This window comes from Methylomonas koyamae (assembly GCF_006483455.1).
In the GTDB taxonomy this organism is placed as follows: Bacteria; Pseudomonadota; Gammaproteobacteria; order Methylococcales; family Methylomonadaceae; genus Methylomonas; species Methylomonas koyamae_B.
Window position 1 is genome coordinate 15367 of record NZ_PPPU01000051.1, and the last position, 25945, is coordinate 41311.

The 25945-nt window shown below is 57.3% G+C and carries 24 protein-coding genes, 1 pseudogene and 1 riboswitch; of the genes and pseudogenes, 2 read left to right on the forward strand and 23 right to left on the reverse strand.

Going from position 1 to position 25945, the window contains the following annotated elements; all coding sequences use genetic code 11:
- Positions 1 to 5 precede the first annotated feature (5 nt).
- Positions 6 to 704: a response regulator gene (locus tag C2U68_RS18900; protein ID WP_140914029.1), complete on the forward strand. Its 699-nt coding sequence runs from the start codon at positions 6 to 8 to the stop codon at positions 702 to 704.
- 7 nt (positions 705 to 711) lie between these two features.
- Here the strand turns inward: C2U68_RS18900 and C2U68_RS18905 are convergent, their stop codons facing one another.
- From C2U68_RS18905 to C2U68_RS18995, 20 genes are all read right to left on the reverse strand, one after another.
- On the reverse strand, positions 712 to 2013 hold the full coding sequence (locus tag C2U68_RS18905; RefSeq protein WP_140914030.1) for a porin: 1302 nt from the start codon (positions 2011 to 2013) through the stop codon (positions 712 to 714).
- A 122-nt stretch (positions 2014 to 2135) separates the two neighbouring features.
- Positions 2136 to 3944: an allophanate hydrolase gene (gene atzF, locus C2U68_RS18910; protein WP_140914031.1), complete on the reverse strand. Its 1809-nt coding sequence runs from the start codon at positions 3942 to 3944 to the stop codon at positions 2136 to 2138.
- The gene (uca, locus tag C2U68_RS18915; RefSeq protein ID WP_140914032.1) at positions 3941 to 7549 is read right to left on the reverse strand and encodes an urea carboxylase; all 3609 of its coding nucleotides are present in this window, start codon (positions 7547 to 7549) and stop codon (positions 3941 to 3943) included. The genes atzF and uca overlap by 4 nt, the downstream gene beginning before the upstream one ends.
- Before the next feature lie 69 nt (positions 7550 to 7618).
- On the reverse strand, positions 7619 to 8257 hold the full coding sequence (locus tag C2U68_RS18920) for an urea amidolyase associated protein UAAP2 (protein WP_140914033.1): 639 nt from the start codon (positions 8255 to 8257) through the stop codon (positions 7619 to 7621).
- A 24-nt stretch (positions 8258 to 8281) separates the two neighbouring features.
- The gene (locus C2U68_RS18925) at positions 8282 to 9013 is read right to left on the reverse strand and encodes an urea amidolyase associated protein UAAP1 (RefSeq protein ID WP_140914034.1); all 732 of its coding nucleotides are present in this window, start codon (positions 9011 to 9013) and stop codon (positions 8282 to 8284) included.
- Between the two features lie 18 nt (positions 9014 to 9031).
- Complete coding sequence (locus C2U68_RS18930) at positions 9032 to 9871, reverse strand: ABC transporter ATP-binding protein (RefSeq protein WP_140914035.1); 840 nt, start codon at positions 9869 to 9871, stop codon at positions 9032 to 9034.
- 5 nt (positions 9872 to 9876) lie between these two features.
- The gene (locus tag C2U68_RS18935) at positions 9877 to 10686 is read right to left on the reverse strand and encodes an ABC transporter permease (RefSeq protein WP_140914036.1); all 810 of its coding nucleotides are present in this window, start codon (positions 10684 to 10686) and stop codon (positions 9877 to 9879) included.
- A 15-nt stretch (positions 10687 to 10701) separates the two neighbouring features.
- Positions 10702 to 11697, reverse strand: coding sequence for an ABC transporter substrate-binding protein (locus C2U68_RS18940; protein WP_140914037.1), 996 nt, complete (start codon positions 11695 to 11697; stop codon positions 10702 to 10704).
- Positions 11698 to 11760: 63 nt separating this feature from the next.
- Positions 11761 to 11861: riboswitch (guanidine-I (ykkC/yxkD leader) on the reverse strand.
- Positions 11862 to 12156: 295 nt separating this feature from the next.
- Positions 12157 to 12309 (reverse strand): hypothetical protein, encoded by a 153-nt coding sequence (locus C2U68_RS21335; protein WP_186289673.1) that lies wholly within the window; start codon positions 12307 to 12309, stop codon positions 12157 to 12159.
- Positions 12310 to 12456: 147 nt separating this feature from the next.
- A complete protein-coding gene (locus C2U68_RS18945) occupies positions 12457 to 12855 on the reverse strand; it encodes a helix-turn-helix domain-containing protein (protein WP_140914038.1) in 399 nt (132 codons plus the stop codon).
- 61 nt (positions 12856 to 12916) lie between these two features.
- A complete protein-coding gene (locus C2U68_RS18950; protein ID WP_140914039.1) occupies positions 12917 to 14734 on the reverse strand; it encodes an ABC transporter ATP-binding protein in 1818 nt (605 codons plus the stop codon).
- 194 nt (positions 14735 to 14928) lie between these two features.
- The gene (gene fliT / locus C2U68_RS18955; protein ID WP_140914040.1) at positions 14929 to 15270 is read right to left on the reverse strand and encodes a flagellar protein FliT; all 342 of its coding nucleotides are present in this window, start codon (positions 15268 to 15270) and stop codon (positions 14929 to 14931) included.
- The gene (gene fliS / locus C2U68_RS18960) at positions 15257 to 15646 is read right to left on the reverse strand and encodes a flagellar export chaperone FliS (protein ID WP_064026060.1); all 390 of its coding nucleotides are present in this window, start codon (positions 15644 to 15646) and stop codon (positions 15257 to 15259) included. Before fliS ends, fliT begins: the two co-directional genes overlap by 14 nt.
- A 12-nt stretch (positions 15647 to 15658) precedes the next feature.
- Positions 15659 to 17053 carry a flagellar filament capping protein FliD gene (gene fliD / locus C2U68_RS18965; protein WP_140914041.1) on the reverse strand — a complete coding sequence of 465 codons (1395 nt, stop codon included), beginning with the start codon at positions 17051 to 17053 and terminating at the stop codon, positions 15659 to 15661.
- Between the two features lie 18 nt (positions 17054 to 17071).
- Complete coding sequence (locus C2U68_RS18970) at positions 17072 to 17515, reverse strand: flagellar protein FlaG (RefSeq protein WP_140914042.1); 444 nt, start codon at positions 17513 to 17515, stop codon at positions 17072 to 17074.
- Positions 17516 to 17578: 63 nt separating this feature from the next.
- Positions 17579 to 18430 carry a flagellin gene (locus C2U68_RS18975; protein ID WP_140914043.1) on the reverse strand — a complete coding sequence of 284 codons (852 nt, stop codon included), beginning with the start codon at positions 18428 to 18430 and terminating at the stop codon, positions 17579 to 17581.
- 134 nt (positions 18431 to 18564) lie between these two features.
- Positions 18565 to 19617 carry a nucleotidyltransferase family protein gene (locus C2U68_RS18980; protein ID WP_140914044.1) on the reverse strand — a complete coding sequence of 351 codons (1053 nt, stop codon included), beginning with the start codon at positions 19615 to 19617 and terminating at the stop codon, positions 18565 to 18567.
- Positions 19618 to 19619: 2 nt separating this feature from the next.
- Entirely contained in the window at positions 19620 to 20258 is a 639-nt protein-coding gene (locus C2U68_RS18985; RefSeq protein ID WP_140914045.1) for an acetyltransferase, read from the reverse strand.
- The gene (neuB, locus tag C2U68_RS18990) at positions 20255 to 21343 is read right to left on the reverse strand and encodes an N-acetylneuraminate synthase (protein WP_140914046.1); all 1089 of its coding nucleotides are present in this window, start codon (positions 21341 to 21343) and stop codon (positions 20255 to 20257) included. Before neuB ends, C2U68_RS18985 begins: the two co-directional genes overlap by 4 nt.
- Before the next feature lie 117 nt (positions 21344 to 21460).
- Positions 21461 to 22228 carry a VPLPA-CTERM sorting domain-containing protein gene (locus C2U68_RS18995; RefSeq protein ID WP_140914047.1) on the reverse strand — a complete coding sequence of 256 codons (768 nt, stop codon included), beginning with the start codon at positions 22226 to 22228 and terminating at the stop codon, positions 21461 to 21463.
- Between the two features lie 333 nt (positions 22229 to 22561).
- On the opposite strand from C2U68_RS18995, the gene fba reads away from it, so the two are divergent.
- Positions 22562 to 23563 (forward strand): class II fructose-bisphosphate aldolase, encoded by a 1002-nt coding sequence (gene fba / locus C2U68_RS19000; RefSeq protein WP_140914048.1) that lies wholly within the window; start codon positions 22562 to 22564, stop codon positions 23561 to 23563.
- Between the two features lie 97 nt (positions 23564 to 23660).
- Here the strand turns inward: fba and C2U68_RS19005 are convergent.
- The 3 genes and pseudogenes from C2U68_RS19005 to C2U68_RS19015 all read right to left on the reverse strand — a co-directional run.
- Positions 23661 to 24020 (reverse strand): annotated as a pseudogene (locus tag C2U68_RS19005) (UDP-N-acetylglucosamine 2-epimerase); the annotation flags it as partial.
- 466 nt (positions 24021 to 24486) lie between these two features.
- The gene (locus tag C2U68_RS19010; protein WP_140914050.1) at positions 24487 to 25065 is read right to left on the reverse strand and encodes a thrombospondin type 3 repeat-containing protein; all 579 of its coding nucleotides are present in this window, start codon (positions 25063 to 25065) and stop codon (positions 24487 to 24489) included.
- A 172-nt stretch (positions 25066 to 25237) separates the two neighbouring features.
- On the reverse strand, positions 25238 to 25945 hold a 708-nt coding region (locus C2U68_RS19015), incomplete at its 5' end, for an IS5 family transposase (RefSeq protein ID WP_140914051.1).

Genomic DNA, 25945 nt, shown 5'->3' on the forward strand with positions numbered 1-25945 from the left:
GCGCCATGTCCAAAACCGACCCCGTTATCATTGTCATCGAAGACGACCCGGCCATCCGCCGCTTTCTGCGCACCAGCCTGCATAGCAACGGCTATAAGGTGTTCGATGCCGAGACCGGCAAACAAGGCTTGGTCGAATTGGGCGTGCGCAAGCCGGACTTGCTGATCCTGGACCTGGGCCTGCCGGATATGGACGGCGTCGACGTTATCAAGGCGGTGCGGGCCTGGTCGGCGCTACCGATCATCATCCTCTCGGCCCGCAGCGGCGAACAACAGAAAATCGACGCGCTCGACGCCGGAGCGGACGACTACCTGACCAAACCCTTCGGTTTCGGCGAATTGCAGGCGCGGATTCGAGTGGCGCTCCGCCACGCCTTACGCCCGCCGGACTCGGCGCCGGAGTCCGTGTTTACCACCGGCAATTTGCAGGTCGACCTGAGCAGCCGGGTGGTTAAAGTCGACGACCGCGAAATCCACCTGACGCCGATCCAATACCGGCTGCTGTCGGTACTGGTGAAAAATGCCGGCAAAGTACTAACCCACCAGCAAATTCTCCGAGAAGTATGGGGCCCCAATTACCAGGAACACGCCCACTATCCGCGGATTTACATGAGCCAGCTCCGGCAAAAACTGGAAGCCGACCCCGCCCAGCCCAAACTGCTGCTCACGGAATCCGGGCTGGGCTACCGGCTCAAGGTTTGGTAAGGCCGCTTTAGAAGGTCACCACCACGTCGGCACCGAAAATAAACTGGCTGTCCTTGTTACGCTCGTCGTAAGCATCGACGCCTTCCGACCAGTCGTAGCGCGCTTCCGGCCGCAGCATCAGCCATTTGGCCGGCTTCCAGTTCACGCCCAGCGTCGCGGCATAATAATTGGCCGGCCCGGTGGCCAACACCGCGCAACTGGGGCACATTTGGCCGACCCGAACGCCGTCGTCGTCGCGAAACCACTCGCCGCGAACGCCTACACCCACCGTATCGGTGACGTCGTATTTCAATTGCGAATGGATACCGTACCATTCGGCATCCGCAAAATTGTTCAACGGATGCTGTTGCTCGATACCGTGGTCGTGCTGCAGCACGTAGTGCCAGCGTTCGGCGAAGTTGTGCTGGAAGACCAGGCTGTAAAAGGTGCGATTGTCGCGCTTGTCGATGCCGGTCTGGCGCTGGAATTCGCGCAGATTGTTGTCGCTGTTGACGTCACCGGTAATCAGCGTGGCCGTGAACGAAGTCGCCGCGTCGTCGCTGGTCCAGGTGGCGCCGCCCAGGAAATTCCAGTTCTCCATATTTTTGTCAAAGCCGTCCCAGGCGCCGTTGCCGTCCAGCACGCCGTTGAGTTTGGTGTGGCCACCGGTCACCGCGCCCAAGGTCACGCTCAGATTTTGGTGGACCGGATAGGTAGTGGTCATACCGAAATGGGTAAACGGCTCGCCGTATTGGAAGGTATACGGATGGGTGTAGAAGAAATTATCCGGCGACAATCCGGTCTCGTAACCCATGATCGTGTAAAACCGGCCGATGCGCGTGGTCAAACCCTTGCCGATCGGCGTGAAGATGTCCAGATAGGCATTCGGGATCGCCAGCTTGTAAAAGCGCTCGTCGGAACCGATCAAGCGATTGTCCCAATGGCCGCCGCCGTAGGGGTTAATGGTGTTAAAGCGGGCATCGCTGCCGTACATCAGGGTCAGCTTGCCACCGATGTCCCAATGGTCGCCAGCGGTATCGACATCGCGGATCAACTCGCCGCCGAGTTGATGCAGATTGAATTCGTTGGCCCGGTCGGCAAACACCACGGTACCGTTGTAACCGTCGCCAGGATCGTTGGCGTTGTAAACGATACCGGCGTCGGCCCAACTGTGGACGCGCAAGCCGGCCGCTTTCATCCAGGGCAAGTCGTTGATCAGCGACAAGCCGTTCAATAAGCCGGCGCGCTCTTCAGCGGGAAGCGGCGACATCGCCATCAGCAGCGGTGCGGCATATAGCCATTCGCGAGTTCGGGAAGCAGGGGTTGGCATGAGTATTCTCCTGTCGGTCAATGAGTCAGCAAACTTTTTTCGGGCGCAAACGCCCCCGCAAGCCGGAAAATTCGGCTTGAATGGTTAGGGTTGAGGAAAATTTAATGGCTAAAACCGGCGGTTTAGTCGGGACGGGTTAGATAAGCGCGCCAGCCGCCGAAGCCGGTGATGTCCAGTGCCTCGCGCACGGCGGCCGCTTCGCAAACAAAGCCCTGCACGCTGCTCCCGTCCTGCAATTGCACACTGCCTATACCCAGCGGCGGCGGGATTTCGGCGACGAATTCACCGTACCGGCTTATCGGCAAAGCCCAAACCTCGACACTGATCGACGCGCCGGATTCGTCGCGCACCATGCCGGGCCGTTTCCCGTCCGGCAATGCGTAAAGTCGGTAAGTTGGCGCGGTGTGCGTGCGTTGCAGCAAGATGCCGCCGCGGCCGGTCAACAGATGATTCAGCGGCAGGCCGGACAGATGCGCGCCGCACACCGCGACCCGGACAAAGCCGGCCAAGTCGTCGCCGTCCGCTGCGGGAAAATCGGAGCTTAAGGTTTCGGAGACACCCAATTTATGCGGGGCCAACTGTTCTCGGCGTTTCGCCAACGCCAGCAAAGTCCGGTCGGCAAAGGCCGGCGCGCACAGCGTGATGCCGAACGGCAGGCCATTGCCGCGAAACCCGGCCGGCAGTGCGATGGCGCTGAGGTCGAGCAGATTCATGAAATTGGTGTAATAGCCCAGCCGGCTGTTCAATTCGACCGGATTGGCTTCGACGGCGGCAATCGGGTAAATCGTGCCGGTGGTCGGCGTGACCAACACATCGACCTGTCGCCAGATTGCATCGCTTTGCCGCTTCAAGTCCTGTAAGCGGTAAAACGCACGCCAGGCGTCGGCGGCCGACAAGTCCGACGCTTTGGCCAAAATGTCCCTGGTAACCGGAAATAAAGCATCAGGGTTGGATTGCAATAGTTCGCCGGCCACCAGATAACGCTCGGCCAGCCACGGCCCGGCATAGAGCAAGTCGGCGGCATCCAGCAAGGGCTGAATGTCCACTTCGACCATGCTGCCGCCTTGGGCCTGCAATTGCGCGACAGCCTCGGCAAACAACGCCTTCGCTGCTTCGTCGCCGAAAAATTGCAATTGCTCCGGCTTCGGCACTCCGCAGCGAAAGCCGTCGGCAAAACCGGGCGGCACCGGCAAGGGCTGGTCTGGGCGGTTGTAAGAGTCCGCACCGTCGTACACATTGGCGACTTGTAGCACCCGCTCGGCGTCGGCGGCCGTCAACGCAAACACCGAGACGCAATCCAGGCTGCGGCAGGCCGGCACCACGCCGGACGTGCTTAACAAGCCCCGCGTCGGTTTGACGCCGACCAAGTTATTGAAGGCCGCCGGCACCCGACCGGAGCCGGCGGTGTCGGTACCCAAGGCGAAGCTGGCCAGACCGCTCGCCACCGCGACTGCCGAGCCGGAACTGGAGCCGCCGGCGATGTAATCTGGATCGAAACTGTTTTGGCATACCCCGTAAGGCGAGCGGGTGCCGACCAAGCCGGTCGCGAATTGGTCCAGATTGGTCTTGCCGACTGGAATCGCGCCGGCGGCTATCAATTGCCGCACTACGAACGCCGATTGCTCGGGCTGGTAGGCATAGGCCGGGCAAGCCGCCGTCGTCGGCAAATCCACCAGATCGATATTGTCCTTGATCGCAAACGGAATTCCATACAAGGGCAACTCGTCCGGCGATTGGTCCGCCAATGCCGCGGCATAAGCCTGCAGCCGTTCGAGCGGCACGCGGCTGATCCAGACCCCGCGCTCTGGCGCCGATTCCAGACGTTGCCAGAGCATTTTGACTAACCCCGCCGGCGTCAACGCGCCGTCCCGGTAAGCCTGGCTAAGGCTGACGATGCTCAGGACTTTCGGTAGTTCGCTCCAGGTTTTCATGCGTCCTCCCCGACCTGCAACACCAATAAATCCTGGCCGGCGCTGATTTGTCCGCCTTCGGCGCAAAACACTTGCCAGACCGTGCCGTCTTCCGGCGCCGCGACCGGAAACTCCATTTTCATCGATTCGACCACCACCAAGGCGTCGCCTTGCTTGACGCTATCGCCGGCCTTGACCAGTACTTGCCAGACGTTGCCGGCGATATGGCTGGCCACGGCCCGGGCGCCGGCCGGCAAGTCCAGCTCGGTATCGATGGCCGCCGCCGCGACTGCTTGATCATCGGCATAAACCTGTCCAGCTTGTTCCCAGCGTTCGCGTTCAGCATCAAAGGCAGCCTGTTGCCGGCTTTTACATGCGGCGATCTCGCCGGCGTGTGCGCGCAGAAACTCGTTGTACTGGTGCAAACTAAAGGTTTCCTCGCGGATATCCAGTTTGAGCTTGCCGCTGATCAGGTCCTGTCGGTAGCGCAGTAATTCCTCGGCGGATACCGGATAGAAGCGGATTTGGTCGAAAAAGCGCAGCAGCCACGGCTTGCCGTCGCGAAAATCGGCGGTTTGCCGGTAGCGGTTCCACATCGGCACGGTGCGGCCGACGAACTGGTAGCCGCCCGGACCTTCCATGCCGTAGACGCACATATAAGCGCCGCCGATGCCGACCGCGTTTTCCGGGGTCCAGGTCCGGGCCGGGTTGTATTTGGTGGTCACCAGCCGGTGACGCGGGTCGATCGGCGTCGCCACCGGCGCGCCGAGATAGACGTCGCCCAAGCCCATTACCAGATAACTGGCGTTGAACAGGATGTCCTTGACCTGTTCAATACTGTCAAGACCGTTGATGCGGCGAATAAACTCGATATTGCTCGGGCACCACGGCGCGTCCTTGCGCACCGATTGCATGTATTTTTCGATTGCCAGTTGCGTGGACGGATCATCCCAGGACAGCGGCAGGTAGACGATTCGGGTCGGCACTTCCATGTCCTCGATGGCCGGCAGTTCGGCTTCGGCTTGCGCCAGAATCCGCAGCAGTTCGTCCAGCTGCAGGCGGCGGTCGTAGTGCACTTGCAAGGAGCGGATGCCCGGCGTCAGATCGACGATGCCGGCGATGCGGCGTTGTTGCAGCCAGGTCATCAAGGCATGCACCCGAAACCGCAGATTAAGGTCCAATACCAAGGGACCGTACTCGATCAGCAGATTGCGGTCGCCGGCCTGGCGATAGGTCACCGCCACCCGGTCTTGGCCGGCCGGACTCTGGGCGAGGATGCAGCTTTCCGCGAAATCGGGTGGTGCCGGCAGTTCCGGTAACGCGGCATGAGCCGGGTCGGCCAAGGCCTGCTCGACCTGGGCGTCCAGTTTCGCCGCTTGCGCGCGGTTCAAGCGGATGAAACGCACGGTATTGCCGGGCTTCAATTGGCCCAGCTTCCACAATTCGGCCGCGACCACGGTAGCCGGGCAGACAAAACCGCCCAGACTGGGGCCGTCCGGGCCGAGAATGACCGGCATGTCGCCGGTAAAATCCACCGCGCCGATCGCATAGGCGTTGTCGTGGATGTTGGATGGATGCAACCCGGCTTCGCCGCCGTCGCTACGGGCCCAGCGCGGTTTCGGGCCGATCAGGCGGATGCCGGTGCGATTGGAGTTGTAATGTACCTCCCAATCGGTCGCGAAAAATTCGGCGATGTCCTCGTCGGTAAAAAAGTCTGGCGCGCCGTGCGGCCCGAACAGCACGCCGATTTGCCAGCGCTCGGCGTAACGGGGCAGCGCGCCTGGATTCGGCGCAACTTCCTCTGCCATAGCGGTTTCCGCCGCAACCGGCAACACGTCGCCGACTCGCAGCACTCGGCCGCCGTGGCCGCCGAACTGGCCGAGCGTGAAGGTGGCACGGCTGCCCAGGTATTCCGGCACGTCGAAGCCGCCTTGTATCGCCAGATAACTGCGGCAACCCTGGCCGGCAATATTGCCCAGTTTCAACACGTCGCCGGCCGCAACCGCAATCGCCTGCCAGTAGGGTATGGCTTGACCGTTCAACTCGGCTTGCATCGCCGCGCCGGTCAACACGATGCGGGTGGCAAAATTGAAGCGCAGGCTGGGGCCGTTGATGGCCATTTCCAGCCCGGCCGCACCCTCCGGGTTGCCCAAAATCCGGTTTGCCAAGCGAAAGGCCAGCATATCCATCGGCCCGGACGGCGGCACGCCGACGTCCCAATAACCCAAGCGCCCCGGATAATCCTGAATCATGCTTTGGGTGCCGGCTTCCAGCACGTCCAGAGTGCGAGGCTGGTAGCTCAGGCCGGCCAGGTAGGCGGTGATCTGCCGGCCGCTACGAAACACGTCGTCGGCGACGATCCGCCGCAAATAGGCTAGATTGGTTTCGATGCCGTACAGGCGGGTGTCGGCCAAAGCGCTATCCATTTGCGCCAGAGCCTGATCGCGGTCGGCGGCGTGGACGATGACTTTAGCCAGCAAGGGATCGTAATGCGGCGTGACGTCCAGGCCGTTTTCCAGCCAGTGATCGACTCTGACATTGTCCGGAAAACGGCAATCGGTCAGCAGGCCGGATGAGGGCTGGAAATTTTTGTTCGGGTCTTCGGCGTACACCCTGACTTGCATAGCCCAGCCTTGCGGCGCATGCCGGTATTGATCCAGAAATGCCCTGTCGCCGGCCGCCAACCGCAGCATCCAGGCCACCAGGTCGGTGCCGGTGACTTGCTCGGTCACGCCGTGTTCGACCTGCAAGCGGGTATTGACTTCCAGAAAATAAAATTCGCCGCTGTCCTGGTCGTAAACGAATTCGACCGTGCCGGCGGAGCGGTAATTCACTGCCTCGGCCAGCGCCAAGGCATGGCGGTAAAGTGCCGCGCGGGTCGCCTCGCTGAGACCCGGTGCCGGGGTTTCCTCGATCACTTTCTGGTTACGACGCTGTACCGAACAATCGCGCTCGCCCAAATGGATCACCCGCCCGGCGCCGTCGCCGAAAATCTGTACCTCGATATGACGGGCGCGCTCGATGAATTTTTCCAGATACAAGCCGCTGTCCTTGAAATTGGCCGCGCTTAAGCGCTGCACCACCGCAAACGCCTCGCTCAGCTCGGCCTCGGTGCGGCACAAGCGCATGCCGATACCGCCGCCGCCGGCGGTGCTTTTCAGCATCAACGGGTAGCCGATCGCACTCGCCGCCTGCAAAGCCTGATCGATGTCCGCCAGCAAACCGGTGCCCGGCAGTAAGGGCACGCCGCAGGTTTTGGCGATCTCGCGGGCGGTGTGCTTCAAACCAAAGCGCCGCAATTGTTCCGGCGTCGGGCCGATGAACACGATGCCGGCGGCCGCGCATTGCTCGGCGAATTCGGCGTTTTCGCTCAGGAAGCCGTAGCCGGGATGAATCGCCTCAGCGCCGGTAGCCAGCGCTGCTGCCAAAATCCGCTCGCCGCGCAAATAGCTGTCGGCCGCCGCTGCGCCGCCGACGCACACCGTTTCGTCGGCTTCCCGGACGTGACGGGCGTGGGCGTCGGCTTCGGAATACACCGCAACGCTGGCGACGCCCAATTCTTTTAAGGTCCGCATGATGCGGCAGGCGATTTCGCCGCGATTGGCGATCAAAACCTTGTTAAACATGAATCCTCGTTTGGCGGGCCGTCCCGCCTTGACATACCGGCGCCGGGTCGTCCCGGTGCGGATGAAAAATCAATCCCAGATCAGCAGCCGCACCGGCGTCGGGTTGTAGGCGTTACACGGGTTGTTCAACTGCGGGCAATTGGAAATCAGCGCGATCACGTCCATCTCCGCCCGCATTTCCACATACTTGCCCGGCGCGGAAATACCGTCGGCAAAGGTCAATTGGCCGTCGGGTGTGACCGGCACGTTCATGAAAAAATTGATATTGCTGGCGATGTCGCGCTTGGCCAGGCCGCAGTCGGCATGGCCGATGGCCAATAGAAAGCTGTCGCGGCAGCTGTGCATGTGCTTCTTATCCAGGGCATAGCGCACCGTGTTGCTCTCGGCGGCACAGGCGCCGCCCAGGGTATCGTGGCGGCCGCAGGTGTCGGCGACGATGGTCAATAAAACGTTGCCCTCGCCGGAGATCAGCCGGGTGCCGGCGCTCAGGTACAAATTGCCTTGCCGGCGGATGGTGTCGCTGGCGCTGTAGCGTTCTTCATGATCGGCCGCGCTGTAAAACAAGGTGTCGACGGCTTGGTTACCTTCCAGATCCAGGATGCGAAAAGTCTGGCCTTGTTTGATGGTATGCAGCCACGGTTCGCCGGCCGGCAGGGTGTAATCGTATATGGCGCTGCTCGGATCGAGCGTGCTTTCGACGATGGGCATAGGGTATTCCTCGTAAAATCGGTGTTACAGGTAATAACGTTCGGTATTGGTAAAACCGCGGCCGTTTTCCGGGCGGAAATTGCGGCACTTGTCGTCTTGATCCGGCAACGCGCCGCGATAGGCCTCCAGCAACACCGGTTTGGGCTGGTAGTGCGGATTGGGGTCCAACGGGTGCGGACAGGTACTAAGCAGCACCAGCGTGTCCATTTCAAACCGCAGCTCCACTTGGCTGCCTGGGGTGGAATGGCCCACCTGAAACTGCAGATTGCCGTCCGCGCCGACCGCGACCTTGCTGAAGAAGTTGAGGTTGGCCACCAGATCGCGTTTGCCCAAGCCCCATTTTTCCAATTCGATCAGCAGGCTGTCGCGACCGTTGCGGTACATCGCGTTGCGATGGCTTTGATAGCTGGCGGTACCGTATTTGGCCTGCACGTGCGCGGCATCGGACACCCCGCATACGGTATCGTGCCAGCCCAGTGTGTCGCCGGTAATCGAGCACAACACCCGGCCCATGTCCGAATAACAGACAAAGCCTTCAGTCAAATGAAAGGTATGCTGGGCCTTTAGGGTATCGGCCATGTTGTAGCGTTCGCTGCGTTCGTCGTAGTTGATAAACAAGGCCGCTAGATTGGCTCCGCCTTCGATGTCGGTCAGGCGCAGGCGGTTGCCGCGCCGCATTCGGAACGAGGTATGGGCGCCGGCCGGCAGGTTTTCGCTCCATAGCAGGTCGGTGGTATTGATCGAGGCTAAGCTCATCGTGGTCTCCTAAATCGGTTATAGCGTCGTAGCCTGGCCCAGACGCTCGAGTAGTTCGTAATCGGTGTGCATGCCGGAGGTCTCGCGGATGCCGGCCAGAATTTGTTTTTTTAAGGCAACGAAGTCCGGATTCTGCTTCATGTCCTGGTCGCGGTGGTCCGGCAACGGTACCGTATGCACCGCGGCGATGCGTCCCGGCCGGGGCGCCATCAACACCACCCGGTGCGCCAGATAAATCGCTTCTTCGACGTCGTGGGTGACGAACAGCACCGTGGTTTTTTCCAGGATGGAAACGTGTAGGATCAGATCGTGCATCACCTCGCGGGTCTGGGCGTCCAGCGCGCCGAACGGCTCGTCCATCAAGAGGATGCGCGGCCGCGCCATCAAGGCCCGAGCGATGGCCACCCGTTGCTGCATGCCGCCGGACAGTTGGTTGGGATAGGCGTTGGCGACGTGGCTCAGGCCCATCAAGCGGATCAAGGCGTCGGCCCGGCCTTCGGCGGACTCGACATCGCTCAGCGTGGACACGTCGCGGTGTACCTTCAGTTGCCGGCAAAACGTGATGTTCTCGGTGACGGTCAGCCACGGATACAGGCTGTAATGTTGGAATACCATAGCCCGGTCGATACCGGGGCCGGTAATTGCCGCGCCGTCGACGCTAACGCTGCCGCCGCTGGCGGGTTCCAGGCCACCGACGATGCGCAGCAAGGTCGACTTGCCGCAGCCGGAAGCGCCAACCAGGGTGACAAACTCGCCGGGCGCGATGTCGAGATCGGCATTTTGCAGCGCGACGATGTCCGCGCCGTTGGCGGCAAAGCGTTTTTGCAATTGGCGGATTTGAATGATTGGACTCGTCATCGGCGCTATCTCCGGTACAGCCAGGGGAAGCTGCGGCGATGTGCCCAGCGGAAGCATTGGTCGGTGGCGAGCCCGAACAGGCCGATCAAGATGATGCCGGCGAAGATTTTGTCGGTTTGCAGAAAACGTTGCGCCTTCAAGACCGCAAAACCCAGCCCGGAATTGGCCGCAACCAACTCGGCCACCACCAGGTAAGTCCAGGCCCAGCCCATCGTTACTCGTAAGGTATCGAGAATCGCCGGCTTGGCCGACGGCATGATCACCCGCATCACGATTTCGTCGCGGTCGGCGCCCATGGTCTGTGCCGCTTCGATTTGCTCCATCGGCACCCGGCGCACGTCCTCGGCGATCATCAGCAGCATCTGGAAAAAAGTACCGATGAAAATGATCGCGATCTTGGCGCCTTCGTCGATACCGACCCACAGCATCACCAGCGGAATGAAGGCCGCCGCCGGCATGTAGCGGATGAAATCGGTCAGAGGTTCGAACAAGGCCTTGACCGGCGCATAAGTGCCGACCAGGACGCCCAAGGGCAAGGCCAGTACCGCCGACAATAAGAATCCGGCCACTACCCGGTAAACGCTGATCGCCACGTCGCCGAGCAAATCGCCGTCGTGCAGCCATTCCCAGGCGCTGTTCAGCACCAGCGGCGGGGTCGGCAAAAACACCGGGTCTACCGCGCCACCGGTCGAAGCCAGCCACCAAGCCAGCAGTGCCAGCAGCAAACCGCTGCAGGCGATCAGCCAATGGATACGCCGATCCAAGCTGCCGCGTATCGCCCACAGCGGTCGGCACGGATTCAAATTGTCAGTCATAGTCGCCACCTTGAGCTAATGAGCGGCGAGCGCTTCGGTCACCAACGAGGCGTCAAAGCCGGCGGCTAAATCGGGCACGGATTCGATTAGGCGATTGTCTTTCAGAAAGCTGGCGATAGTCGGACCGACCGCGGCCAGCGAGGCTGGTTCGCTGGCCGCAGCCATGGCTTTGAGATTGTCTTCGAGGGTAAAGAAACGGGTGCCCGGCAGAAACACTTTGTAGGCGTCCGGTTTCATGCCGACCACCTTGGCCATGATGGCAACGGCCTGGTCGGGTTGTTCGCGGATAAAGCGCTGTGTGTCTTGCCAGGCTTTAATCATGCCGACCAATTCGGCGCGGTGAGTTTCGATGGCTTTGACTCGAGCGACCAGCAAATCGGGGATCAGGCCGGGCATGTCTTTGGATGTAAACAGCGCCGCGCCCTTGCCGCTGGCCTGGATATTATTGACCCAGGGATTCCATACCACCGTCGCATCGACCCGGCCGCTCAGGAATGCCGCAGCCGCGTCGCCGGCCGACAGGTTCACGGTTTTGATATCGTCGAAACTCAGGCCGTTTTTGCTCAGCGCCGTAGCGAGCACGAAATGGGAAATCGAATACTGCTCGAGGGCGATGGTTTTGCCTTTCAGGTCGGCAAAGCTTTTGATGGCGGGATTGACCATCAAGGCGTCGTTGCCGTCGGAATTATCGTTGACCAGGATGGCTTTGACCGGCACGTTCTTACTGAGCGGCGCCATGGTGTCGGACCAGGTTTGGCAATTGGCGTCCAACTGGCCGGCCGACAAGGCCGAGATCGAGTCGGTGTAATTGGCAAACCACACCAATTTGACCTTGGCCCCGTATTTTTTGAAATAGCCGTTTTTCTCGGCGACGTACCATGCCACCCAGCCGGGCCAATCGCTGACGCCGACCTTGATTTCGGCGCGCGCCGGGATCGACAGACAAAACAACGCCGCGGCAAGCACCAATGCCGGGAATCGGGAGAAATTGCGGTGGGAATTTGAGGTCATGAGCAGCTCCAGTCGGGTTGAAAAAGCCACACGTAGAGGCGGACCGGTTGATTAAACCGTCTGACCTCCCGGGCTTTTATCCCGCCGTGTAGCTCCCCGAAAGAAGCCGGCAACTCTCGGTCGCTGACACTCGAAAACGAGCCGGAACCCTAGTCGCCATTTTGACAAGGTGCTTTTCTGATCGCACCTCACGTGTTTCGTTATGATCTACAGCAGAAAGAGTGCCAATTATCCGTACCGTTATAAATCAGTCACTTAACGCGAAACTCAAGCAGCTTGGAGACAAATCCTGCACAACCGTAGTGCAACAGCAGCAGCACGACTCTTTCAAATTGGTGCAAAAAAGGGCTGGCAATGGCGGTTGCTGGTACCGGTAGCGGCAACATCAACCGGCTTTGATGACACAGTCGAGCTTGCGCATTAATCCAACCCGACTACCTGCATCCGGACCGTCAGCGACTATTCCGGTTTGTTATTGGCTTTATAGCGCCAAATTCCGACCAACCCGCTCAGCCCAACCACCACGGCGAACACCAGGGTTGGGTTTTGATAAAGTACGTCGATGAGTGCGCCGACGATTTTCGGCGTACTGCGGTAGCAGGAAATGTCCATACCGAACTCCGGATGATTGCAAAAAGCCCAGCTTATTGGCAAAGGCGCGGATTGTCCAGTTACTGGCAACCAACCCAATTCCCAGCGCCTTTGTGCCGGCCTTTAGCTGGGAATAAGCTGGCCGCCCCCTTACCCGGCTGCAACCGCCTAGCGAAATTGCCCGGGCTTGATGTCCAGTTTTTTTAATTTGGCGTAAACCGCTCTAGGCGTAATACCCATCGCTTCCGCAACTTGCTTGACGTTGCCGTGATGGCTTTGCAGGGCTTGTTGCAGAAAGGCCTGTTCGGCGTCTTTCAATAAATTGTGCTTGCGATCGTTCCAGTCGCTGCCGACTGCGGCCGAGGCAGGCTGATCCAACTCGAGACGCGTCAGTTCGCTGCTCTTGCAGAACAAAACGCTACGTTCCAGGGTGTTTTCCAATTCGCGGACATCGCCCGGCCTGAAGTCGAAAACCTGGCTGAGCGGGATCAACAACCGGACCGTCGGCGGCAATCTGTCGGTCAAATTGTTCGACGGCGAAGTCACCCGTGAAGCCAACATCGGCATGAATTCGCCGTATTACCCGGCATAAACGAGCCAGGGGCTCGGCCGGACGAAGCAAAATCGGCTAATACACTTCCTCCGGCAAGAAGCCGCCGGCCTGCATGGTCCACAGCCGGTAATAACAGCCTTGTTTGTCGAGCAATTCCTGGTGGCTGCCGTCTTCGACGATGCGGCCCTGGTCGAATACCAGAATCCGGTCCAGATGGGCGATGGTGGACAAGCGATGAGCAATGGCGATGACGGTTTTGCGGCCCATGACCCGGTCCAGATTTTCCTGGATGGTTTTTTCAGTGACCGAGTCCAGACTGGAAGTGGCTTCGTCCAGAATCAGAATCGGCGCGTCTTTCAACATGACCCGGGCGATGGCGATGCGCTGGCGCTGGCCGCCGGACAATTTGACGCCGCGCTCGCCGACCAGGGATTCGTAACCTTCCGGCATCGCATCGATAAAAGCGTCGGCATGGGCCAGGCGCGCGGCTTCGGCGATCTCGGCCATCTCCGCGTCCAGGCGACCGTAGCCGATGTTCTCGCGCAAGCTGCGGTGGAACAGGCTGGGGTCTTGCGGTATCAAGCTGACCTGTTCGTGCAACGAATCTTGCGTGGCTTGCAGAATATCCTGGCCGTCGATCAATATTTGCCCGCTTTGCGGCTCGAAGTGGCGCAGGATCAGGTTGACGAAGGTGGATTTGCCGGAGCCGGAAAATCCGACCAAGCCGACCCGCTGGCCCGGTTCTATGGTCAGACTCAAACCTTGAAACACCGGCCGGCCGGGTTCGTAGCAAAAATCGACGTTCCTGAATTCGATCCGGCCGCGGCCGATCTTTAAGGGCTTGGCGTCGGCACTGTCGACGATCTCGTGGCGCTTGACGATGGTCTCAACCCCATTGGCGACGTTGCCGACGTACTCGAAGAACTCCAGAAAGCGCCGGCTCAGGTTACGAGCATCGCCGATGACCAACAGCGCCAGCCCGGTACTCATCGCAAACGCGCCGACGCTGATTTCGCCGGCTTGCCATAGTTGCAAGGCATAGCCGATCGTGCCGATTTTTAGCACGGCCGCTGCGCTGAATTGAAACCAGCGCACCCGCTCCATGTACCAGAAGGTGCGGCGCGCACTTTTCAGTTCGGTCGCCAGGAATTCGTCCAGGTATTCGCGCTCGTGGTGCAAGCGGGCGAACAATTTGGCGTTCAGAATATTGGTTACCGCATCGACGATTTTGCCGTTGACCATGCTGCGGGTGGCCGCGAATTCCTGGGCGTAGGGCTGACAGCGCGTCGCCAGCCAGTACGAAACCAGCACATAGCCGGCGACCCAACCGGCAACGAACAGGCCCAGACCTTGATGCTCTTGCAGCAATAGCGCTACGGAAACCGAAAAGGTCACGGCAATCGGCCAGAAATCGCAGATCACGGCCCAGGTGGTATGGTTGACGCTCATCGCCGTTTCGCTGATGCGATGCGCCAGCGCACCGGCGAAGTGGTTACCGAAATAGCGCGGCGCGTGGTATTGCAGATAAGCAAACAGCAGGCGAGTAGTTCTCTGGCGCAAGCGCGGCCCCATCATGATTAGCACCGCACCGCTGGCCCGACTGGAGACGATCTCCGCGACATTCAAGCCTACCAGGATCAGCAGAGGTTGTTTGAAGGTTTCCAGCCAATCGCCGACCGGCAGCGTCTGCGCTGCGACCGCATCCATCAACGCCTTGATCGCGTAAGGCACCAGAATGCTGCCGGCGGCCTGGCCGGTTTCCAATACCAGCATCAACAGCAACAGCCAGCCGAAAGGCTGCAAGCAAAACAATACGAATCGCCACGGCCGGCAAGGCAATGGCGGTGCCTCCGCTGCGCGGCGGATATCCTGATCTCTGCTGGAATTGGGCATGAAAAAAATTGGTTCGAGAAAGCGGTTCCGCATTATAGCGGATTGGCGGAGGCGGCAATTTCGGCGGCTTTGCCGGAGGCCGGCAGCTGGGCGGAAGGGAGTGCCGGTGTTGCTCCGGCTACGCCGGAAGGTTTGTTTTGACGCTCAGTGCTTAAACAGCGTTACGCGCAGTAGGCGGCGAAAAATGGCGGATATCAGGTTTTTTTGTAAGCCTGGGTGGCGCGGATCCCGCGCTCCAGCGATTGCTGTTGTTTTGCCATCGCCGATTTGTCGGCTTCGACCTTACTCAAAAATCCGGCATCGTCGGCTAATGTCGACAGGGCAACTTGCTTAACCCATTCCCGACGCTCAGCGGGTATTTGCTGGCCGGCGATGCGTTCCAGATAAGACTGCCTGGACGCCAAAATAGCGGGAAGCTCGTCCCATTCGGCGTCGGCCAGGCATTGTTCGATCCGACGTTTGAAACCCAGCAGTACTGCCTCATAGTTATCGAGCTCGAGGCCAAGCTCGGGGTTTACCGACTCAACCGATGGCATCCCACGCCTCTTTGATGTCTTTCATCAACGACGCCACTTCATCCAGAATCTGTTCGCTGTTCTCGCCGCTGGCTTGTAACAAACGCAGGTTAATGTAGTTATACAGCTGATTCAGATTGGCGGCGATGTCTCCGCCTTGTTCGATATCGACGGCCTCATTCAAGCCGCCGATGATACCCATGGCTTTGGAGATATAAACGCTCTTGGCTTCCAAATCGCCGTGAGCGATCGCACCTTTTGCGGAGTTGATTCTGGCTAGAAAGCCTTCCATCAACATTTGTATCAGCCGATGCGGTGACTCTTCGCCTAAGCCGCTAGAGGTATGTACATCTGCGTACTGCCTTGCACCGTTTCGAGTTTTCGCCATTGCGTACATATTAATCCCCTATTACAACGAGTTAATCCAATTCGTCAGAAAACTACCCGTATTCTTAAATTGTCCGACCGCACTATCCATTGCGATAAATTGTTTCTGTAAAGCCGCCTGCACCCGCTCGAACCTGACATTGACGTCGTCTTTCCGGTCGTCCAGTTTGGAAATGGTTTTGTTCAACGACGTTTGCTGGCTATCTATCGAGCCACCGGATTGCAACAACCCGGACAGCTTTGAAGCCAATCGAGTCGCGACGCCGTCGGTAGACGAAAACACATCGCTAACAGACTGAAAATTGGCGGCCAATGCGGTTTTTAATTTGGAACTGTCCAAGGACATCACGCCGTCCTTGTTGACGGAAACCCCGATCATCGCCAAGGAATTGTAGTCCCCACTGGCGGAGGATACGGTTCCGGACGTGTTCTGCCGAATCTGGGTCGCAACATAACGCAAGGTCGAATCGCCGATCAATGCGCCGTTGCCGCTACCGTCGCTACTACCGCCGTATTTGCCGAGATTTTTTACCGTGCTATTCAATTTGTTGTAGGCGGTGACGAAAGCATTGATGCTATTCGCTATCGCATCGTTATCGACGCCGACGTTGATAGTCACCGGCTTGTTCGCCTCGGTTTGCGCGGCCAGATTCAACGTCACACCGGGCAATACATCGGTAATACTATTACTGCTTCTGGTCGCGGTTTGACCATCGATTGAAATCACGGCGTCCTGCGCGACAGTTTTGATATCCAGGTTGGCGGAAGATAGTTGCGCCAGACTGACGTTACCGCCGATATTGCCGTCATCGGTGCCACTCACGGTGAAGCCGCTGGCGGTACCCGTGTTTTTTGCGGTTAATACCAATTTGGACACGGTACCAGTATGGGTCGCGTTGTCGACATTGACGATACTGGCCGAAACAAAAGTATTGCCGTCGGCTTTGTTGATCGCATCGCGCAGTTTTTCCAAGGTATTGTTACTGCTGTCGACCGTAATATTGAAGCTGTCGCCCGAGGTCGCCGAGAACGATAGCGTGCCCGAGTTCAATGCACTCGTCACTCCGGCAAACTCGACGTTGGCAACGGCTTTCTGCGCCTTGGCCAGCTGCGTGATTTCCAGCGCATAAGTTCCGCTAGCGGCAAACGCGTCCGCCGTAATTTTGAGTTTGGACTCGTCCGAAGACGAGCTGGTATGCGCACGAAAGGCACTACCGTCTTTCAAGGCATTGATTGCCGTTTGAAAGTCGGATAGTGCGCTTTTTAATGTCCCCAAGCCGCTCAGCCTGGCGCTGGCGGTATCTCGTTGCCGTTGAATCGCATTCAACTGCGGTTGAGTCTCCGCCCTAGCCAGTTGCGAGACCAGCCCTTGAATATCGATACCGCTGCCGAGACCCGTAGAAGACACTATGCCCATGACACCCTCCCAAACCGACTAAGCTCGGTCCTGAATCACCGAACCCTGATCGCCTTCCAGTTCCTGCATCCGCTTGATAAAAGCCAACATTTCTTCGGATGGAATTTGCCGCACCAATTCTCCACTTTCGCTATCGACGATCTTGACCACAACTTCTTTGGTATCGGAGTCGATTTTGAACTGCAAATTGCGTTGAGTCGCTTGCAGTATGGAATTTCCCTCTTTTGCGGCTTGCCGGACTACCTCCAGCGGCGGCTTTTGATCGGCTTTGTCTTTTTTCTCGTTTCCAGCCAAAGCGGTTACCGCGCCTTGTTTGTCTTGAGATAAAGCGGCGACATTGCTGCCGCCCTGATCGTTTGTCGCCTTCGCGTTTTGCGGTAGTACTTTACCCGTCTCTTGCTTATCGGTTTTTACGGTAGTCACAGGAACCAGTTTCAACACATTTGTAATTTCACTGTTCATGACATTAACCCTTGTTAAGTAAACATGATGGAAGGCCGCGGTTAAGCAGCCTTCCTACTAACCTTATCTAAGCAAGCTGAGCACCGTTTGCGATGACTGATTGGCTTGCGCCAGCATCGCCGTACCGGCTTGTTGCAGAATTTGGGTCCGGCTCAGGTTAGAAGTTTCGGTTGCGAAATCGGCATCCATAATTCTAGACCGTGCGGCGCTTTGGTTTTCGATCGAAGACTGCAAATTGCCGATAGTCGTGGTAAAGCGGTTTTGGATAGCACCCAAAGTCGAGCGGAAAGTATCGATCTTTTTGATCGCGTTATCAATGGCGTCGATCGCATCCCTGGTATCGCCGGAAGCGGCGCCGGAACCGATAGAAACCGCACCGGTACTGAACAACGATTGTATACCTGAAGCGGTAGCCAAATCACTGACGTTGATCGAAATCTGGTTGTTGGCCGAGGTTCCGGCCCCCACTTGGAAATTGACGTTAGCCAATGAACCGTTCAACACTTTTTTACCGTTGAACTCGGTATTCTTGATGATACGGCCAATCTCATCGCCCAACTGTTTGAATTCGGTCTGCAATTTTTCCCGATCGCTAGAGCTTACCGCACCGAAGTTGGAAGCCTGTACCGCCAAGTCCCGCATCCGTTGCATGGTCTCGGTGATAGAACCCATTGCGCTCTCTGCAGTTTGCGCCATTGAAATACCGTCGTTGGCATTACGGATCGCCACGGTCATACCTCTGATTTGCGAGGTCATACCGTCGCTGATCGCCAAGCCCGCAGCGTCGTCTTTGGCAGAGTTAACCCGCAAACCGGAGGACAATCTCTCCATGGAGGTTTTCAGCGAGCTAGTGGTATTGCTCAATAACCGTTGGCTGGTTAATGAAGCTACGTTGGTGTTGATGACCATTGACATGATGTTATCCTCCTAGTACGTCCGGCTACGTGAGCGGAAACGACTGATGTTGGTTAAGTGACTGAAGAAAAATGATTCATTTCGAACTCGAAGGATGTATCGGCGTCGTTTTGAATTCCTTTAACCTCGCACTTTCAAAAATACTGGGCAAATTCGCCTTGGGCGCGTAAAAAGTCGGCTTCGCGGCCGATGTCCAACCAGTAGTCATTGACCGCAAACATAGACACCGCCTCGCCTAGAGCGATTTGCTGATTAAAAAGGGTCGGCATATCCAGCTTTTTCTGCTCGGCAATGCTCTTTACCAAACTGTGATCTAACACATAAATTCCCGCGTTCGCCAAACAGCTCTGCAGCGGCTTTTCCTCAATGCCGACGATGCGTTGCTGTTCGGCCGAGACCACGCCGTACGGTATTTGGTACTCGTAATGCCGGACGCACATCGTCGCGATCGCCTGCTGTTCGTTGTGGTAAGCCAGCAAACGGGAAAAATCGATTTGAGTCAGAATGTCGCCGTTCATCACGATCAGCGGCACATCCGGCAACTCGTCCGGCAATAAGCCGATCGCACCGGCAGTCCCCATCGGCTCGGCTTCGTCGATATAACTGATCGAAATCCCCCAGCGGCCGCCGTCACCGAAATAGTTTTTGATTTGGTCGGCCTTGTAGTGCACCGCGATGAAAAACTGGCGGAAACCGGATTTCACGAAATTCTCAATGATGGTTTGCAAAATAGGCTTGCCGCCGATTTCCAACAACGGCTTCGGGCAATCGTCGGTGTAAGGCCGCAAGCGCTTACCAAAACCGCCGGCCATCAGAAATACCGGGTTCGGAAACGACGGTTGTTTATACAGCGCTTGAAGCGACTCCAGCCGCATCACCCTGCCCTGATCGTCGACCACCGGCAATTGATAGAGATGATGCCCTTCCATCATCGCAATCAACTGAGTTTTACTGTCGAGTAAACTCGCGACCTTAGGCCGCTTGTTCATCACATCGACCACCGGGTGTTCCAACGACAAACCGCGAATCAGCGCCCGGCGGATATCGCCGTCGGTGACGACCCCGACCAATTTTTCCAGGTCGTCCACCACCAACGCAATTTGCAATGCGCCGCGGTCGATCACTTCTATCGTCGTCCGCAGGCTCGCTTCCGGCCTGATCAATACTTGCTGCCAATGCTGCTTCATGTCTATAAATCCTGAATCTGAGAACGAGCCGGATACACGATCTGGCGCGCGCCGATGTCCTTGGTGACGACGCTGCCGGCGCCGACGATACTGCCGCTGCCGATACGTATACCCTGAATCACCACCGCCCCGGTACCAATATGCGTACCATCGCCGATTTCAACGCCCCCGCTAAGCACCGCCCCCGGTGCGATGTGGACGTGACGGCCGATCCGGCACTCGTGGTCAACAATTGCTCCGCTGTTGACGATACAGTTCTCAGCAATTAACGCGCCAACTTGTATCACAGCACCGGCCATGACCTGCACCCCGGCTGCCAGACGCACTTGCCCGGCCACAAACGCCGCCGGGTCCAACACGCTTTGGAAGCGGTAGCCGGCGGCGCAGAAGTCGTCGAACAAGGTGCTGCGCATACGGTTGTCGTGCGGTAAGGAACCGATGCCATTGACCAGCAACACTTGATCCGGCTCGAAGCCGCGTACCGCCTCGTCTCCGCCCAGAACTCGGCAGCCCAGCCATTCGCTACCCGGCAGCCGCGCCGGATCGGTCACGCCGACGATTTCGAAACCGCAGCGTTGCAACATGCCCAACAACACCTTGGCATGGCCGCCGCTCCCCAGCAATATCACCGGCTTTTTCATCGCGGCTCCCGCCCGCCGGCAATCAAATCGTCGACCTGATAGCTTTGTGGGCTGACAACGCCCAAAAGCCGCCAATATTCCATCGGGCTTAAGCCGGTACCGGGACGCTTGCACGCCAAATTTTCGACACTAAACGAATCGCCGGCGGCGATAACCTCGGCCGCGACCAGACTTTTTCGAGCGACATCGCGAGTTTTCAACTCAACCGGTTGCGGTACTTTCAGCGGCGAGCCAAGCGCATGCTCCACTACTCTGACTGCTTCGACCATTTGTTTCAGCTCGTCCGGCTCCAAGGAGACTTGATGATCCGGCCCTTTCAAGCTGCGGTCCAACGTGAAATGTTTCTCAATTAACACCGCACCGCGGGCCGCGGCAGCGATCGGCACCGCCAATCCCTCGGTATGATCCGAGTACCCGGCCGGCAAGCCGAAAGCCTGGGCCAGCGTATCCATGGCCCGCAAATGCGCGTGCTCCGGCGGCGTCGGATATTCGCTGGTGCAGTGCAGCAAGGTAACTTTTTGCCGCAACACGCTTTGGCCTTGCGCCGAAGCGTAAGCCTCGCGAAACCGGGCCAGACCGGGCTGGCTCCACCCGAGATAGCCGAAGGCCAAAACCCCCAACGCAGTCTCCACTTCCCCCATCGTCGCCATACCGGTGGAAACAATAATGTCCTTGCCGGTTTCGGCATGGGCCAGTAAGAACGGGCCGTTGGTAATTTCTCCGGACGGAATTTTGAGTCTGGCCACACCGACTTCGTCGACCAAGAACCGCAAACTGTCAATATCGAAGGCGGTAGACAGAAATTCGATAGCGCGACTGCGGCAGTAATCGCGCAAGAGGAGGTGAAACTCGTACTTCAACTCCAACTTGCGCAGCATATCGAGTTGGCTTTCCGAAGCATCGGTCGTATGTTTTTGGTAATCGGCCTTGGCTGCAGTCTGCGTTACCAATTTTTCGGCCTTGAAGGTCTGGAATTTTACTGCATCGGCTCCCGCCGCCGCCGCCGCGTCCACCAGCCGCATCGCGGTTTCCAGATCTCCGTTATGATTAACTCCCGCCTCGGCGATGATAAAAACCCGGCTCATGCCTTGCTTGACTCCCCGGCCGTTTCCGGCCACGACTGACTAAAACCATAAGGTTAGTCCAATCGGCAATGGCCCGCTGCCTTAAAAGCGAAGTTGGCAGCCTGAAAATCGGCAGGATCAACCCCGAGATCGCCGCCGCGGCCTATACCCCAACATACCCGCTATGCCGACGCCGAACAACCAAGCGGCAGCGGGCAATGGCACCGGCGCGGTACATTGCGCGTCGTCGCCATTGACACAGACACTGACCGACCCGGTATTGTCACGAAAGATATCGTCGTTAAAACCGAATTGAATGTAGCTAACGCCGACCGGGACGGTAAACGCGACGCCGCTTACCGGCGTGGGATTGCCGTTGTCGTCAACCACCGTCCCCAGACTGAACAGCTCAACAATATTGCCGGCGTCATCGGTGAGCGCACCGAGCAAGGCTTGCAAGAACACACCGTAAGAGGCGGGGTTCGCTGGATTTTGCGCCACGCCCCATTCGCCGGGCAGGTAGAAACTCGGTAACACCTGCCCGCTCGATCCCGGCTGATCGTCTTTATACGAACTGCCCACATAGCCGCTGTTATCCACCGCCGGTACCCCGCCGATGGCGCTGGTAAGACCGCTGCTATACCCGATGAACAAGGCATCACCCGCCCCGATGCCAATATCCGCCAATTTAAGCCGGGACGGTGCCGTATAGTCGGGCGAAACCGGACTGCCGTCGGCGCCGAGACCGTAACGGTAGCTGTCGTTCAAGCCCCCCGCCTCCCACATCCACGGCCCTGCGGTGGCTGCAACATTCACTACTTGGTACGACGCGCTCGCCGGTGCCGCGACCGTTGCCAGCAACCCTATCAGCAAACAGGGAAAGATACCGCGCTTAGCTTGTTTCATAGTCACACTCCTAAATTGATGGTTCCATGCCAGTAGCCTAAGTTTAGGCGCAATCCGGATTTCGAACGCTTAGGCATAACCTGCAAATCGGTATCCGTTCACTTCCATCCGAATCGCGACCACAGTATATCCCCGGCTCTGCTCAAACATCACCACTAAGTTGACAGCGGTTTCCCTGGCTATTCTTAATTGTAGAAGCCGCCTGCCACCCCCTTCGCTACCAAGCCCGCCCGGCAAAACGTGTAAAATCCAAGTATTATCAACCTGCGGCGGCCCAACCCGCGCCGAAGCAACACGATCAATCTTTCCGCTCCATCGAACTAAAAATCCATTATGGCCCTGGTTTCACTCAGACAACTGCTCGACTACGCAGCCGAGCACAATTTCGCAGTACCCGCCTTCAACATCAGCAACATGGAACAAGTTCAGGCCATCATGCAGGCCGCCGACGCTTGCGACAGCCCGGTGATCATGCAGGGCTCGGCCGGCGCCAACCGCTATGCCGGCGAAATTTTCCTGCGGCATTTGATCCAGGCTGCCGTTGAGCAATATCCACATATTCCGGTGGTGATGCACCGCGATCATGCGCCGAGTCCAGCGATTTGCGCGCAAGCGATCCAAAACGGCTTCAGCTCGGTAATGATGGACGGCTCGCTAATGGAGGACATGAAAACCCCGGCGTCGTTCGAATACAACGTCGAAGTCACTCGTAAAGTGGTCGACATGGCCCATGCCTGCGGCGTGTCGGTGGAAGGCGAGATCGGCTGTCTGGGTTCGCTGGAAGCCGATACCGACCACAGCCGGCTGCTGACCGACCCCGACGAAGCCGCTCAGTTCGTCGAACTGACGCGAGTCGATGCATTGGCCGTTGCCATCGGCACCAGCCACGGGGCTTACAAATTCAGCAAGCCGCCCACCGGCGAGGTGTTAGTCATCAGCCGATTGCGCGAATTGCAGCAACGCCTGCCCAACATGCATTTCGTCATGCACGGCTCCAGTTCCGTGCCGCAGGAATGGCTGGCAATCATCAACGCCCACGGCGGCGAGATTCGGCAAACCTATGGCGTGCCGGTTGCCGAAATCGTCGAAGGCATCAAGTACGGCGTACGCAAGGTCAACATCGACACCGACCTGCGCATGGCCTCGACCGGCGCCATGCGCCGCTTTTTGGCCCAGCCAGACAATGTCGCCGAATTGGATGCGCGCAAGACTTTCGCGGCGGCCAGAGATGCGATGCAAAAGCTCTGTCAAGAGCGCTACCAAGCCTTCGGCTCGGCCGGCCACGCCGGCAAGATCAAACCGTTGCCGCTCAGCGCCGTCGCCAAACGGTATTGATCGGCGACAATCCGGCTGACTTCGGCATAGGCGAAATTCGCTGGTTCGCACAAATCTCCGGCATTCTGGTCGCGGTATTCGTGGAGCCAATCGCTCATCACTGCTTAGCCATGTCGTGGAAACGTTTTTTCAGCAGCCCCTGCAAATCGGTATTTTTTAAAACTTGCTTGATCGCCGCCGATGCGCCGCCGCTACCGTAAGGATGTTGCAAATTTGCCGATACCGGCGCCAATGCGCCGGACCAGATTTGTGCCAGCGCTGCGACGATCGCCTCGGCCTGCGGCGGGCAATTTAGCACGCTGGCAGCACACAAGCGGCCGCGCTGGCGGTCGCCGATATTGACGGTCGGAACCTTGAATGCCGGTGCTTCCAACAGGCCGCTGGACGAATTGCCGACCACCGCATCGACCAGTCGCATCGCCGACAAATAACGGAGCGAACCCAACGAGACGAAGGCCGCGACCCGCTGCGGCCAACGCTGGCGTTAGCCTTCTATCAATTTAGCCATAATCCGGCCGTCGGCGTTGCTGTAGGTAAAAATGACATGAGCTTCAAGAATTAAACAGGCACTCTGAAACTTTAAAATTGCCATTCCGCTTGCATGTAAAGGCGAAACAAATTTTTTGAAAATAACCTGACGGGCCCGGCGCTAACAGGTTGGTGAAAAACTCTTTTTTGGCTTTGAATGAATCTATATTTAGTGGCGATGAAGCTGCTTTCCTACTAAATGCTGGTTCGATTGAGCAAAATTAGCGTCTCAAATATAGTTTTTCACCAACCTGCTAAGCCTGGATCACCATGCCCATACAATCCTGGTTTCGTTGGATAAAAGAACATATAGTTCATCCAATCAGACTCATTAATAACACCATCATCATTGAAATCATATTCGCTATTATCTACAAAATAAACATTCAGGCCAGTTATTCTATATCAGAATAATCAACAAAACCATCTTGATTTAAATCACCATCACACGCATTACCATAATGATCATTATCTCCATCATGTTGATTTGTATTTGGTACTGTTAGACAATTATCAGCGATGTCGGCGATACCATCATGATCTTGATCTGAAAAAGCTGGAGATGGCAGTGCAATATTGTCTAATACTACCTTTAAATTATCAATGAAGAATGTGTTATAGTAGCTTCCCGATGGGGTTCTTGTATCAAAATTAAATGTAATTACTACTGTTGAATCAGTATGTGAAATAAGTTGAATACTAGGCTCCTCCGCCATATTGTACAACGAATCACTTAGATTTGTAGCCGCCCAATTACCATATACAGCAAAAGGCGGACCGATTCTAATTGGAGCAGATGGATTATAAGTCCCTACTACTGGGACAGGTGTATCAGGAAATCCTTTAGTAGCAAATCTTTGCGAAAACTTTAATGCTCCATCCAGTGATATGCTCATATTATTCGGCGGATATAATAATGCCCCAGCTCCCGCTGTTTGAGCAGCTCTAGAATACATATCATTCGCAATCAACATAAATTTCAAACTTAGTTTATTGTGAGCTGGTAAGTTTGTTAAGGAACCTCTGAAAAACTGCCGTTTTGAACGACAGTAATTTCTAAGATAGGTCAAAGATTTCAATAATCGACCGTTTTTTCATCAAAACAGCCGGATTTTCTCGAGAACAAGCCCTTTTTTGGGCCTATTTTCAAATTTCAGACGCAATGAGGCAGCGACGTTCGTACGCATCACCGCGCAGCACATTCGCAATCGCGGTCAAAAAGGTTAATCGGGCGGCGTTTTTGGCTAAACCGCGATAGCGATTCTTGGCGTAACCAAATCGGACTTTAATGTCCCGAAACACGTGCTCGACTTTGGCCCGGCGGCTGGCCAGTTCGCGGGCTGCCTCGCGCAATTGCCGGGCTTCTTCGCTATCGTCCTGAGTTAACTTGGCCAGCTTGCCAGGGCGCATCGCAATGACACACGCGGGTGGATTTTCGGTTGGCATCTCGGGGCGCTTGTCCAAGCCTTGATAGCCAGCGTCGCCCTGCACGAATGGTTCTTCGCCGTGCAGCAGGTTGGCGGCTTCGGCCACGTCACTGACATTGCCAGAGGTGACTGTGAGGGTATGCACCAAGCCGGTTTCGCTATCGACGCCAATGTGAAATTTGCTGCCGAAAAACCATTGGTTGCCTTTCTTGCTCGAATGCATCTCCGGGTCACGCGCTTTGTCTTGGTTTTTGGTCGAGGTCGGCGCGGCAATCAGGCTGGCGTCGACGATGGTGCCGGCTCTTAAAAACAGGCCGCGTTCCCCCAGCGTTTGGTTGATGGCTGCGAAAATCTGTTCGGTTAATCCGTGGGCTTCCAACAGATGGCGGAACTGCAAAATGGTACTTTCATCGGGCACCGCTTCCAG